Origin of the sequence: Embleya sp. NPDC050493, from assembly GCF_044458105.1 — a bacterium.
Lineage (GTDB): Bacteria > Actinomycetota > Actinomycetes > Streptomycetales > Streptomycetaceae > Embleya.
On the sequence record NZ_JBITHP010000024.1, the window covers coordinates 84852 to 98174 of the forward strand.

A 13323-nucleotide genomic window follows, 5' to 3' on the forward strand; every position below is an offset into this window, starting at 1 on the left:
GGGGCGCCGGGGCGGCCCCGGGGTCCAGGGGTCGGTCCAGGGGCTCGGGGATCGGGGCCGGCTTGCGAGATCGTGCGGCTCGCGCTCGCCGGTCTCCCCGTCCGAGGTCGAAGAATCGTCCCGAGGTCTTGTGGCGGTCGGGGTCGATCCATATCGTTTGGCCTCAAATAATATTGGGTGTCGACTCCCCGATGTGTCGTCGCTACGCAAGGAGACCCGGATGCCGGTCTGCGCCGATCTGGTCCTGATCAACGGCCGCGTACTCACCGTGGACGCCGCGTTCACCGTCGTCGAGGCGCTCGCGGTGCGCGCCGGCCGGATCGTCGCGGTCGGCTCGGATGCCGAGATCCGGCCGCTGATCGGCCCCGGGACCGAGGTGGTCGACCTGGCCGGCCGCACCGCGCTGCCCGGCATCAACGACTCGCACCTGCACGCGTGCGCCTTCGGCGCGACCCGCCCGCCGCTCGCCGTCGACGTGTCGCACCCCGCCGTCGGCTCGATCGCCGACATCGCCGGCGCCGTGGCCCGGCACGCCGAGACGCTGCCGCCGGACGCCTGGGTGATCGGCAACGGCTGGGACATCGGCTACCTGGCGGAGTGCCGGTCGCCGGCTCCGACCGAGGCCGGCGCCCGTCTGCCGCACCGCCGGGACCTGGACGCGGTGGTCGAGGATCGACCGGTCCTGCTCTACGAGTTCAGCGGGCACACCGCATGGTTGAACAGCCACGCCCTCCGGGTCGCCGGGATCGACCGGAACACGGTCGCCCCGCCCGGCGGCATCATCGAGGTCGACGCCGCCGGCGAGCCCACCGGCCTGCTCCGCGAGGGCGCGCAGAACCTGGTCAACGCGGCCGTACCGCCGATGACCCGGGCCGACCGGGAGCGGGCCGTGCGCGCGGCCGTGGCCATCTGCCACGCCGAGGGCATCACCAGCTTCACCGAACCGGGGCTGGGTCCCGGCGGCGGCTCGCTGTTCCTCGGCGCGGCCGGCGCGGACACCCTGGCGGTCTACGCGGACCTGGCCCGCTCGGGGGAACTCGCGGCCCGGGTAAGCGTGTTGCTGCTCCCGCTGGCCATGGGCGAGGCCGCCGACGTGTTGCCCGAGCGGCTGGCGGCGCCGCTCCCGGACGGGATCGCCGACCTGGACCCCCGACTGCTGCGGATCCTGGGCGTCAAGGTCTTCGCGGACGGGATACCGCCGAGTCGCACCGCGTGGATGCGCGAGGAGTACGTCGGCGGCGGCAACGGTTGCCTGTGCATGCACGGCGACTCGGATGTCCTGCGCGTGGACGAACTGCGCACCATCGTCCGGCACGCACACGCCGCCGGGCACCAGATCGGCGTGCACGTCACCGGTGACCGGGCGATCGACGCGTTGGTCGAGGCGTTCGAGGAGGCCGCCGCGGCGTGCCCGCGTCGGGACGAGCGGCACTACGTCATCCACGGCGACTTCTGCACGCCGCGCAGCCTGCGCACGCTCGCCGCACACGGCTGGGGGGTGAACATGAACCCGGCGATCAAGTGGACCATCGCGGACCTGATGGACGGCGTGGTCGGTCCGGAACGCTCCGCCTACCAGTGGCCGGTGCGCAGCGCCGTGGAAGCGGGCATCGCGGTCACCGCGAGTTCGGACGCGCCGATCACGCACCCCGATTGGCGGCGCGGGGTGTCCGCGATGATGTTGCGCGAATCCAAGGCCACCGGCCGACCCAGCGGGCCCGAGCAGTGCGTGGACCTGGCCACGGCGGTGCGCGCGTACACGATCAACGCCGCGCGCCAGGACTTCGCCGAGGACTGGAAGGGCTCGCTGGAGGTGGGCAAGGTGGCCGACGTCTGCGTCCTGGACGGCGACCTGACCGCCGCCGACCCGCACGAGATCGCCGACCTTGCGGTCGCGCTGACCATCTTCGACGGCCGGATCGTGTACGCGGCCCGATAGCGCCGCCCTCCGCGCCGCAAGGTCCGTCGCCGGGCCCCACCACCTCGCCGCGGCGGCCTGGTCGGGGCCGGTGAGGACGGCGGACCTTCGCGCGACCGGGAGCGGTTTCGGAGTATGCCGGTGCGTCGGCGCCCCCGCTGCCTGACACACCATCAGTTATTCGGGGCGGAATTCGTGCACCCCGCATCGATTTTCGAGTCGTCGATCCGTCGGGGAGACCGTTCCAAGATCTTCGAAAATTTCTTTTCCCGGCCGGCTCGGAGCCTCGACGACCGGAATCCATCGAAACCCGGTCGAGCGCGCCCCGAGGTGAACTGTTCTGTTCGTATTCTTTCCCTCGGGCCGGCCGAAGCGGTGAAATCCGGACGGCCATCAAAATCAAAAACGAATGATCCGGAGCCGTGAATCGGGAGACGTTTGTTCTCCGCCCGAAACCGTCGTACGCTCCCTTCAAGAGGTCATCCTAAAGCTCCGAACGGCTAATTGATCATTCTCCTGTTCGGTCCCTCGTCACCGTCGCCTGTCTTTCGGCGCTTGGCCGCATTCGTTGCGGTGTACCGCCCACCGAGAAAAGCGCGATGGCGAGGAGGAATGTCCCTATGAGTACGGCCGGGACCGGGCCCCAGGACCCGAATGAGGAGCGGTGGCGGGCGATGCATGCCTTCACGGCTGTCGAGTGCGCCGCCGGTATGTGCGAGCGGGCCGCATCGACGGACCACGTCGGCGCACCCGCCGACATCGGGTGGGCGACCGGCCTCGCGGTCGTGATCGTCGCGATCGTGTACGCCCTGCGCTCGATGCCGCACGACTGACCGACGCCGCACGACCGACCGAGGACGCCACCCGACCGACGACAGGTGATCGGCTCGTGGGTCCGGACGACACGCGTCGCCCGGACCCACGGGATCCGATCGACCCCGCCCCCATGAGGGCGCGAACTCCGGATTGACGCAGGAATAGGGGACCCCGATGCGCAAGGGGAAGAACGAACGCGACCGCGAACGCACGGCGGCCAGGGCCTGCGAGGCCGTCGAGAAGTATCGCGGGATCGCCGCCGAGTACAACTCGGAACTGCTGCTCGGATCCGATTTCCGCGAGGACATCGAACTCCTCGCCGGATTCAACGATCTTCACTACACCGCTCTCTACGCCGTCGTCGGGCGAAAGCCCGAAGCGCTCTGGATCGCGGCGGCCAACGCGAGCGGAAGCAACGTCTTCGTTCCGATGCCCAGGCCCTCCACCCTGGTGCTCGGCCTCGGTTCCTGCACATTCCACGTCGTGCTCTATCTCAACGGACACCAGGAGCAGTACGCGCAACACCTCCACCATCGCCTGGAGCCTTGGGACCTGCTGCCGCGCAGGTACACCGGGCGGGTCAATCTGCTTCCGCACAAGGAGAAGCGGGGTGAGGTCTGGTACTCCGGCGGAGGACGGCAGCACCACAACGGACTGCTGCCCCGCGACCGTGAGGGGCTCCGGGTGGGCGACCACGTCGAGTTCAGCCTGGCGTGGGACGCCAAGCGAAGGTCTCCGGTCGCGGTCCTGCTCACCCCACCCGGAGGGCGCGACCGCCGGCTCGGCGTCACCCCCATGGAACGCGCGTTTCACGTGTCGGCGGAAACCGCCGCCTGAGAGAGAACGGATGTGTCGACCGTGCCCGTCGGCGATCAAGGAATCCCCGTCGAAGTCATGCTGCGCCAGGCGGGTCTGCGCAGGCGACGCGGGGAACTGGTGGCCCTGCAACTCCAGGCCCAACAACGCAACTGGGAACGCATCTTCGACACCATCGTCCGCGTCGACGGGCCACTGGCGAAGGACATCGCCGAGATCACCGGCCTGGGCGGGAGCACGGTGACCGGGGTGCTGCAGCGGATGGAGGAGAAGAACCTCATCACCCGCGAGCCCGTCGCCTCCGACGGGTCGAAGCGCGTCGGCCGGTCCGCCCGGGTCCGCGTCGTTGCCGGCAGGCACTACCTCGCCGGGGTGGAGATCCGCCGGGACGGCCTCACCGGACTGATCGTCGACCTGCGCGGCGAGCCCGTCGGCGAGCCGCGCGAACTCGCCTTGGCCCCCGTTCGCGGACCCATGGACGTCGACCTCCTGGTCGACGGCGTACGCGACCTCGTCGACGAACTGACCCTGAGTCTGCGCGCACTTCGCGACGACGCGCAGGCGCCGCTCCTGGGGCTGGGCGTCGAACTCGGTGGCCACATCGACGGCCGCAGCGGGGAGGTCGTCTGTTCCCCCGACCTCCAGTGGGGGGAACACTGGGCCATCCCGCGGGTGCCGTTGCGCCGGCTGCTGCGCGCGGCCACCCGGCTGCACACGGTGGTCGACAACGACGCCAACGCGCTCGGCACGGCCCAGAGATGGTTCGGGGCCGCCCGCAACGAAGACTCGTTCCTGATGGTGCTCGTCACCCGCGACGGGGTCGGCGCATGCGAGTTCCGCGACGGCCAACCCCACCGAGGGGCGACCGGCAAGGCCGGGGAACTCGGCCACGTGGTCGCCGTCCCCGGCGGCGAGCCGTGTCGTTGCGGCAATCGTGGATGCGTGGAAGCCGTGGCCACCATGTCGGCGATCGTCAAGGCCGCCGACGCCAAGGACCTGGCCGAGGCCCGCACACGTGCCGCCGACCGGGATGCCGGCGCCCGGAAGGCCTTCGTGGACGCGGGCACCGCGCTCGGGCGTGGTCTGGCGTCCATGATCACCTGCATCGATCCGGCGAAGATCATCTTCACCGGTGACGCCGTCACCGCGTCGGAGTCCGACGCGCAGCGGCTCGTCCTGTACAGCGACGACTATCACGAGGCGATGCTTCGTGCCGTCGACGAGTACACCGTCTTCTCCGGTCCACCGCCGGGTTCGTTCCTGCTCATCCAGGACAGGGAGCACTGGAACGGTCCTCGCGGCGCGGCGACCATGGTCATCCGCGACGTCATCGCAGGGGCCGTGGACGTCGGCGCGACCGCCGAGCGCTGAGCGCGGGGCCGAACACGCCCCGACCGCGCCGCCGGGCCCACATGTCCCGCACCACCCCACCGCCACCACCCCACCACCCCACCGCCACAAGACGGAGCCTGTGCCCATGTCTGAACACGTCCCCTCGGCCCCCGCGCGGAGCGCGGCACCGCCCATCCCCCGTCTCGCCATCGGCCTCGACATCGGCGGCACCAAGATCGCCGGCGGCGTCGTGGCCGCGTCCGGTGAGATCCTGCGGTACCTGCGCATCCCCACGCCCCCCGGACGCGACGGGACCCCCATCGCCCTCCTGGACCTGATCGCCCGCCTCCGCGCCGAGTACCCGGCCGTCGAAGCCGTCGGGGTCGGCGCCGCGGGAATGGTCGAGTGGCCCGCCGGGCTCCTGCGCTGGGCGCCGAACAACGACTACCAGGAACTGCCGCTGCGGGACCTGCTGATCGAACGCACCGGCCTACCCGTCGTCGTGGAGAACGACGCCAACGCCGCCGCCTGGGCCGAAGTGCGCCTCGGCGGCGGGGCGGGGCACGCCGACGTCGTCGTTCTCACCGTGGGAACGGGCATCGGCGGCGGCCTGATTCTCGACGGGGCCCTCTACCGCGGGCACACCGGCATCGGCTCCGAGGTCGGGCACATCATCGTCGACCCGGAAGGCGGCAACATCTGCGGTTGTGGGGCCACCGGCTGCCTGGAGGCCCAGGCGTCGGGAACGGCGCTCGGACGCATGGCCCGCGAGGCCGTCGCCGCCGACCCCGACGGTGCGCTGGCGGGCTTCGCCCCGAGTTCCGGCGAGGTGACCGGCGAGACCGTCTTCGCGGCCGCCGAACAGGGGGACCCCACGGCGCGCGCCCTCTTCGATCGGCTCGGCTTCTGGCTCGGCACCGGCGTCGCCTCACTCGTCAACATCTTCGACCCCGAGATCGTCGTCATCGGCGGCAGCCTCGGAGCCACCGGCGACCACCTGTTCCGTCCCACCCGGGCCACCTTCGAGCGCCTCGTCGTCGCCCGGGACCACCGAAAAGTGCCCCCCGTCGTCCCCGCCGCCCTCGGCACCGAGGCGGGCATCATCGGCGCCGCCATCCTCGCCCTGGAGGAGCCACCCGCCACCCGCGCCGACGCCCCGACCCCGGTCGCGGCCGCCGTGTGACGCCTCCTCCGCGGTTCGGTACGGCCGTGATCGCGGCCGTACCACGCGGGATCCGCTCCGTGGATCCGGGCGGGCCGTCCGCCGGGTCGGTCCGGGGAGCCGTCGCGATGATCCCGGGGCGGCGGGCCGCGCGAGCGTCGGAGTGGGCCCGCGAGCTCGCCCGCCCCGGGGCGAGGGGCGGGCGGGCGTCGATCACATGTCGAACAGTGCGCTGACGCTTTCGCCGTTGTGGATGCGGCGGACGGCCTCGGCGAGGGCGGGGGCGATGGACAACACGCGCAGCTTGTCGGTGTGTTCACCGGAGGGGACCGGGACCGTGTTGGTGCAGACGATCTCCAGCACGTCGGGCTGGTCGGAGAGGCGTTTGAGGGCCCCGGCGGCGAACAGGCCGTGCGTGCACGCGACCCGGATCGAGCGCGCGCCCAACTCGCGGAGCCGGTCGAGCAGTTCCAGGACCGTGCTGCCCTTGGCGATCTCGTCGTCCAGCACGATCACGTCCCGGCCGGCGACCTCGCCGATCACCGCGCTGATCGCCACCCGGTCGTCCGCGAAGCGCTGCTTGGCACCGGCGGCCACCTGCGCGCCGAGCATCCGGGCGAACGCGGCGGCCTCCTTGGCGTTGCCCAGGTCGGGCGAGACCACGGTGGTGTTGGACAGGTCGTAGCGCCGGAAGTGCTCGGCCAACTCGCGCAGCGCATGCAGATGGTCGACCGGGACCGAGAAGAATCCGTGCACCTGCGGCGAGTGCAGCGTCATCGCCAGCACCCGACTCGCGCCGGAGGCGACCATGAGGTCGGCGACCAGCCGGCCGCCGATCGAGATGCGCGGCGCATCCTTCTTGTCCGAGCGAGCGTAGGCGTAGTGCGGCATCACCACCGTGATCCGGCCCGCCGAGGCGCCGCGGGCGGCGTCGCACATCAGCAACAACTCGACCAGGTTCTCCTGGACGGGCGCGACCAGCGGCTGGATCAGAAACACGTCGTGTTCACGGCAGTTGGCCTGAAGTTGCACTTCGAGGCAGTCGTTCGCGAATCTGTTCACCCGGGTCGGACTGAGGGGGACACCCAGGTGTGCGCAGACCTGGGCGGCCAGTTCGGGATGTGCGCTACCGCTGAACACGGCGATCTCTCGCACGAACGCTCCTTGTTCTTTCGAGTCGCAGTCGTGGGCCCGTCGCCACATGCTATGGGCCGACCCCCGAGACACCGAAACGACGACGCCCGCCCGGGACGCGGCCGCGTCGGCCGCTGTGCGTGCCGCTGTTCGCGGGTGTGATCACGCGGACGGTGGCCGTCGATCGACTCGGGCCGCCATGGCGGCCTGAAGCCGCTCGGCGACCCGGGTGACCCGCGCGATGTGCGGTGGTCGGAGCGGATCCGGGCTGCGCGACGCGAGCGACGCGAGTGCTACGGGAGCCGGGCGCCGATCCGCAGCAGCACGTCGCCCGAGCCGTCGGGGGAGGAGTGCACCGACCACACCCGCTCGGAGATGGTGGTGCCGCGCTCGGTCGTGTACTCCCCGACCCACAGCGTCGAGTGCTCGTCCGGGTCGACCAGCACCTGCGCCGTCGTCCGCGAACCGTCCGCGAACAGCAGATCGCCCGGCACCGTCCCGGCCCGGTGCGGATCGGTCGTCCCCGGGGCGTGCACGCGCACCAGGGCGCCGGGATACAGGTGTGAATTCGCGGCTCGCAGGACGGGCCGTTCGATCGCGTCGCTCACGCGCGCCGCTCCTTCCGTCGGGTGCGGCCCATCCAACGCCATCGTGCACCCGGGCGCTTCCGCTGCTGCGCCCATCGGGTGACCCGCGGTTCGGCCCACCGCGTACCCGGGCGGCCGAACTCCCGGGCGGTCAGGTCCAGTCCCAGCCGATGCCCAGGATGCCCGGCCCGACGTCCCGTTCGGCCAGGTGGACCACGCAGTGCCGGCCGTTCAGGGTCAGATCGCGCCGGTCGGTGCGCGGCCCGCCCGCCGTGCTCCGGGTGAACCGACGGCAGTGCACGGGCAGCGCGGCGGGGTCGAAACGCACCTGGAGTACGTACTGCCCGCACGGGAAGGTGAAGCCGCGCACGTACTCGTCGCTGGGGCCGCCGGTGCCGTCCTCGAACCCGTAGCCGAAGACGTAGGTGTCGCCGGCGCGCAACCGCGCGTCGAACAACAACTCCGCCACGAGCACGGCGGCCTCCCGGCTCCAGCGCACCCGTCCCACCCGGCAGTTCTCCGTCGCCCGGACCCGGACCTGCTCGGGCGCGCAGCCGCGGTCGCCGATGTGGATGGCGAGATAGCGGTCGACCCCGTCGCGATGCGCGCGGACCACGTGTTGCGAGGCGCGGCCCAGGAGTTCGCGCCGGGCTCCGACCCGGACCTGTTCGAGCTGGCACACCGTGTGCAGGCCGCCGTCCGCGGGCGACTCCAGGTCGGTCAACAACCGGCCGAGCGTGCCGGACTCCTCCACCACCGCACGATAGGAGCGCGACGCGGTGCGCTCGGCGGCCCCCGGCTCCAACAACCGGGTCAGCGCGTGCGGCGGCAGGTCCAACACCTCTTCGAGCGCTCGCACCGCGCGCAGCGACTCGGCTCGCTGCGGCCGACGCGCGCCCTGCTGCCAATAGCTGAGGCTGGTCACCCCGACCTGCACACCGCGCTGGGCCAACCGGTGCTGCACCCGGTGCAGGGCCAGGCCGCGGGCGGCCAGCGCCGCGCGCAGCGCCAGATGGAACGGCCCCGCACGCAGGACCCGGGCCAACTCCGCCTCGACCGGCTCGCCCCGGGTGTCGGTCCGCGGCATCGCTCGCCTCCCTTGTGAACGTTCACGGCGGACCGGTCGGGATCGGCGCTCGCGACCGAGGTGTTCCGGTCGACCGGTCACGCGTCGTTCACAGGCCGGTCGAGGCGTTCACACCACCGCTTCACCCCGCATTGAAGCGTCTTGAAACACACCACGACAACACCCGATGCTCCACCTTGCAGCGTCCGGACGCGCACCACGCCCCACCTCGTCCCTCCGTTACGGAAGGAACGTCATGACTCGAACGTCCCCACGAACGGGCCGCATATCCGGCCGCCGCACGTCGGCGCTGACCCTCACGGTGGTCGCGCTGCTCTCCGCGCTGCTCGCGGTGCCCTCGGCCGCATCCGCCTCGACCGCCGGCACCATCGCACCGGCCGCACGGACGCAGAACTCCGCGGAGCAGGCGCAGCCGTTCGCGCTCGCGGCCAAGAAGCTGAACATCACCATGCAGGCCCAGCAGAAGAGCAACTGGTGCTGGGCGGGCGCGGGCAACACCATCGCGACCTGGTACGGCCGCAACTACAGCCAGAACCAGTTCTGCAACGCGGCCTTCGGCCGTTCGCAGAGCACCGAGTGCCCCAACTCGCAGGCCACGCTGGGCAACGTGCAGACCGCGCTGCGCTGGGCCGGCATCAACTCGGGTTCCTACGTGAGCGGTTGGCTCCAGTACGGCACGGTACAGACCGAGATCAACGCGAACCGGCCGATCGAGACCCGGATCCAATGGTCCTCGGGCGGCGGCCACATGCACGTGATCCACGGCTACGACACCGCGCAGAACTGGGTCTACTGGGGCGACCCGTGGCCGGACAACTACCGCTACAACTGGGCCGCGCACAACTGGTACGTGGACAACAACGAGTTCTCCTGGACCCACTCGCTCTACCGGATCGGAGCGTGACGCCATGACCGGAGGCGGCATCAAGCGCCTGTTCGCGGCGGGCACCCTCGCGGCGGCGCTCACCCTGACGCTCACCCCGCAGTCCGCGCACGCCGCGTCCGTACCCGCGCCGTCGGCGCCGGACGCGATCAGCGTGGGCGCCGCGCGCGACGTGGTCGCGGCGCCCGGCACGCTCGACACGCTGTCCAGGTTCTTCGCCCGCGACGGCGCGCTCGCCGCGGCGGACGCGGCACCCAGGATCGAGGGCGACGTGGTCGCCGTGTACACACTGGCCCCGGAGTTCGTCGCGGCCCGACCGGGGGCTCGGCCGGTGCCGATCGCCCGGCAGGAGTTCCTGGCCGCCACGGTCGTGGCCGCGGACGGCCGCAAGGCGTCGGTGTGGACGGCCGACACGCCGCGCGGTCGGCAGGTGGTCAACATCGCGGACGGCGACGACGAGGCCCGTTACGCCGCGGCCGGCGCGCGTCTGCTCGCCGGCGGCATCGTCTTCCGCGAGCCGCAGATCAACGCCTGGTACGTGCAGGGCGGCGACCGGGTGTTGCCGCTGAACGCCGACGCGAAACGCGCGATCGGCGCCGCCGGGACCAGCGTTTCGGCCTACCGGGACCGGGTGCACCGGGCCTACGCGGACAAGTTGCCCGGCTCCGGCTACGACGCCAAGGGCCTCGCGGGCGGCTTCGGGCCGACGGACACCGGTACGGGCACGGCACGCACCGCCGACGACCCGTTCGGCGTCGGACCGACCGCGATCGCCGCGGCCGGCCTGCTCGGCGTCGCCGGCGCGGGCGGCGTGCTGGTCAAGGTGCGGCGCCGCCGCGGCTGACCCCGATGCGTCCCGGCCCGACCGGGCCGGGACCTTCCGGCCGAGCGGGGTCGACGCCCCTCTCCACGTCGACCCCGCTCGGGAACGGCTCTGCCACGACTGCCCGCGCACCCACGCCCGCACCCGCCGAGCACGCGGGGGCGGGTGCGGGCGCAAGCGCGGTACGGGCGACTACATCCGCTCGGGCGTCTCGATGCCCAGCAGGTCCAGACCGCGGGCCAGGGTGCGCGCGGTCAGGTCGCACAGGACCAGCCGCGAGTGTCGGATCTCGCCCTCCGAGCGCAGCACCGGGCAGTTCTCGTAGAAGCCGGTGAATGCGGTGGCCAGTTCGAACAGATGGTGGGCGAGGCGGTGGAACTGCAGCGATTCGCCGACCTCCTCGATCACGTCCGGGAAGGCCAGGAGCCGCAGGGCCAGCGCTCGTTCGGCGGGCTCCCGGATCACCAGGGGCCCGGCGGCCACCCGGGGCGCCCGGATGGCGGCCCGGGCGAAGATCGAGCGGATTCGGGCGTGCGCGTACTGGAGGTAGGGCGCGGTGTTGCCGTCGAGGGACAACATCCGGTCGTAGTCGAAGCGATAGTCCTTGCGCCGATCCCCGGACAGGTCCGCGTACTTCACCGCACCGATGCCCACCGCCCGGGCGAGCGCCGCCCGGGCGTCCGCATCCAGGTCCGGGTCCTTTTCGGCGATCGTCGCGGCGGCCCGGGCCACCGCCTCGTCGAGCAGGTCCACCAACTTGACCGAGGCCCCGGCCCGGGTGCGCAGGATCTTCCCGTCGGAGCCCAGGACATACCCGAAGTCGACGTGCTCGACCCGCGTGGGCGCCCGCGGCGGGCCCGCGTCGCCCGCGGTCGGGTCGGCCCCGTCCGCGCCTTCCGCGGCCGCACCGTACCAGCCCGCGTCCCGCGCGGTCGCGAAGACCATCGCCAGATGTTCGCTCTGCGGCGTGCCGACCACGTACAACAACCGGTCCGCGGCCAGGTCCCGCAGCCGGTGCCGCAGGGTGGCCAGATCGGTGGCGGCGTAACCGAATCCGCCGTCGCCCTTGCGCACGATCAGCGGCAGCGGATCGCCGTCGCGGTTGACGAATCCGGCGGGGAAGACGCACTGTGCGCCGGCGCTCTCCCGAAGCAGACCCAGCTCGGCCAACTCCTCCACCAGTGGCGGTAGTTCATCGTTGTACCGGCTCTCCCCGAAGAAGTCGTCCGCGGTGAGCCGGACACCGAGCCGGGCGTAGACGGCCATGAAGTACTTCTTGGATTCGGTCACCAGGACCCGCCACAGCCGCAACGTGGTCGGATCACCGGCCTGCAACGCGACCACACGTTCGCGGGAGCGGATCCGGAACGCCTCGTCGGCGTCGAACGCCCGCCGTGCGGCCTGGTAGAAGCCGGTCAGGTCGCCGACCGAGAGTTCGTGCGCGGCCTCGGTCTCGCCGACGTCCAGGAGGTGCTCGATCAGCATGCCGAACGGCGTGCCCCAGTCGCCGAGGTGGTTGCGGCGCAGCACGGTGTGCCCCTGCCATTCCAGCACCCGCACGGCGGCGTCGCCGATGATCGTCGAGCGCAGGTGGCCGACGTGCATTTCCTTGGCGGTGTTCGGGCCCGAGTAGTCGACGACGATCGTCTCGGGCCGGGCCGTCCGCGGCACGCCGAGCCGTTCGTCGGCGGCGATCCCGGCGAGCAGCCGGCCGAGTCCGGTCGGCGCGAGGGTGAGGTTCACGAAGCCGGGCCCGCTGACCTCCACCGCCGAGCACACGTCGTCCAGCACGGCGTACCGGAGCACCTCGGCCGCGATCTCACGCGCGTCGCGGCCCAGGCGTCGGCCCAGGGCCAGGGCCCCGTCGCACTGGAAGTCCGCGTGCCGGCCGCGGCGCATCGACGGGTCCGCGGGCATGCCCGCGACCTGTGCGAACGCCGGTGCCAGCCGCTCGATGAGCAGCTTCTCCGGAGTGACCATGTGCGGACGGTAGTGCACCGGGCGCACCGGGTTCATGCCATTTTCCCGGCCGCGCGGGCTGATCGGGCGGGCGCGGGGTGGGTCACCGAGTAGCGGAGGGTCAGCCGTCGGAGCGGGTGATCCGGTCGAGTTCGGCGTCGAGCGTGCGGGCAGCGGCGGCGGGGCTCAGCCGGTCGGGGTAGAGCAGGACGTGCACGCTCAGGCCGTCGATCAGGGCCAGCAGGTCGGTCGCGGCCCGGTCCACGTCCACGCCGTCGACCAGTTCGCCGTTGTCCCGGGCGTCGAGCAGCACGCCGCGGACGATCACCCTCAGGTCCTCGCGTTCGCGGCGGTTGCTCTCGGCGACCTTCGGGGCGGCCAGGCTGCGATGCCACACGGCCACCTCCAGCATGCTCTCCCGGAGGCGGTCCTCGTCCAGCGGCAGCAGGTCCGCCAGACCGGTGCGCAGCGCGGCCAGCCCGAAGCGGCCCGCGGTCAGGTCGAAGAAGCGCCGGGCGATCCGCAGGTGCGACCAGTGCACGGCGGCGAGCAGCACGTCGTCGGAATCGGCCAGGTCGAGTTCCGCCGGCGGGGGGTCCAGGGCCGCGGCCACCTCCTCGGGCGCGACCGCGGCGCCACCCTTCGCCGTCACGAGCCGGAACGCGGCGGCCCGCACTCGGTCCTGGTCATGGGCAGCATCCTGGGGACCCGACATGCCGGCAGCTTAGAGCCTGTCCGCCCGATCCCGGTGGACCCCGCACCGTGCCCCGCGCTGCGCCGGATCGGGCGGGCGACCTTCCTCCCGC

General features: G+C 72.0%; 12 protein-coding genes. 7 read left to right on the top strand and 5 right to left on the bottom strand.

Translation table 11 applies throughout. The features are described 5' to 3' along the window. The first annotated feature begins 220 nt into the window (after positions 1-220). The 5 genes from ACIBM5_RS34790 (at position 221) to ACIBM5_RS34810 (ending at position 6065) form a co-directional block, all read left to right on the top strand. Positions 221-1939 (top strand): amidohydrolase, encoded by a 1719-nt coding sequence (locus ACIBM5_RS34790; protein WP_396010665.1) that lies wholly within the window; start codon positions 221-223, stop codon positions 1937-1939. A gap of 599 nt (positions 1940-2538) precedes the next feature. After that, a complete protein-coding gene (locus ACIBM5_RS34795; protein ID WP_396010666.1) occupies positions 2539-2751 on the top strand; it encodes a hypothetical protein in 213 nt (70 codons plus the stop codon). Positions 2752-2908: 157 nt separating this feature from the next. Continuing rightward, positions 2909-3571 (top strand): hypothetical protein, encoded by a 663-nt coding sequence (locus tag ACIBM5_RS34800; protein ID WP_396010667.1) that lies wholly within the window; start codon positions 2909-2911, stop codon positions 3569-3571. Between the two features lie 12 nt (positions 3572-3583). Next, positions 3584-4921: an ROK family protein gene (locus ACIBM5_RS34805; RefSeq protein ID WP_396010668.1), complete on the top strand. Its 1338-nt coding sequence runs from the start codon at positions 3584-3586 to the stop codon at positions 4919-4921. A gap of 106 nt (positions 4922-5027) precedes the next feature. After that, positions 5028-6065: an ROK family glucokinase gene (locus ACIBM5_RS34810; RefSeq protein WP_396010669.1), complete on the top strand. Its 1038-nt coding sequence runs from the start codon at positions 5028-5030 to the stop codon at positions 6063-6065. A gap of 192 nt (positions 6066-6257) precedes the next feature. On the opposite strand, the gene ACIBM5_RS34815 is transcribed toward ACIBM5_RS34810, so the two are convergent. The 3 genes from ACIBM5_RS34815 to ACIBM5_RS34825 form a co-directional block, all read right to left on the bottom strand. Next, a complete protein-coding gene (locus ACIBM5_RS34815) occupies positions 6258-7199 on the bottom strand; it encodes a ribose-phosphate diphosphokinase (protein ID WP_391585598.1) in 942 nt (313 codons plus the stop codon). A 272-nt stretch (positions 7200-7471) separates the two neighbouring features. Beyond that, a complete protein-coding gene (locus ACIBM5_RS34820) occupies positions 7472-7786 on the bottom strand; it encodes a hypothetical protein (protein WP_396010670.1) in 315 nt (104 codons plus the stop codon). A gap of 130 nt (positions 7787-7916) precedes the next feature. Continuing rightward, entirely contained in the window at positions 7917-8852 is a 936-nt protein-coding gene (locus ACIBM5_RS34825) for a hypothetical protein (protein ID WP_396010671.1), read from the bottom strand. A 235-nt stretch (positions 8853-9087) separates the two neighbouring features. Between ACIBM5_RS34825 and ACIBM5_RS34830 the strand changes: the two genes are divergently transcribed. Together ACIBM5_RS34830 and ACIBM5_RS34835 are read left to right on the top strand one after the other, a co-directional pair. Continuing rightward, on the top strand, positions 9088-9756 hold the full coding sequence (locus ACIBM5_RS34830) for a papain-like cysteine protease family protein (RefSeq protein WP_396010672.1): 669 nt from the start codon (positions 9088-9090) through the stop codon (positions 9754-9756). A 4-nt stretch (positions 9757-9760) separates the two neighbouring features. Then, positions 9761-10579 (top strand): hypothetical protein, encoded by an 819-nt coding sequence (locus ACIBM5_RS34835; protein ID WP_396010673.1) that lies wholly within the window; start codon positions 9761-9763, stop codon positions 10577-10579. A 171-nt stretch (positions 10580-10750) separates the two neighbouring features. Here ACIBM5_RS34835 and ACIBM5_RS34840 read toward each other — a convergent pair whose 3' ends face one another. Together ACIBM5_RS34840 and ACIBM5_RS34845 are read right to left on the bottom strand one after the other, a co-directional pair. Next, entirely contained in the window at positions 10751-12538 is a 1788-nt protein-coding gene (locus ACIBM5_RS34840; RefSeq protein WP_396010674.1) for an arginine--tRNA ligase, read from the bottom strand. 100 nt (positions 12539-12638) lie between these two features. Then, complete coding sequence (locus tag ACIBM5_RS34845) at positions 12639-13232, bottom strand: TetR family transcriptional regulator C-terminal domain-containing protein (protein ID WP_396010675.1); 594 nt, start codon at positions 13230-13232, stop codon at positions 12639-12641. Positions 13233-13323: the final 91 nt, after the last annotated feature.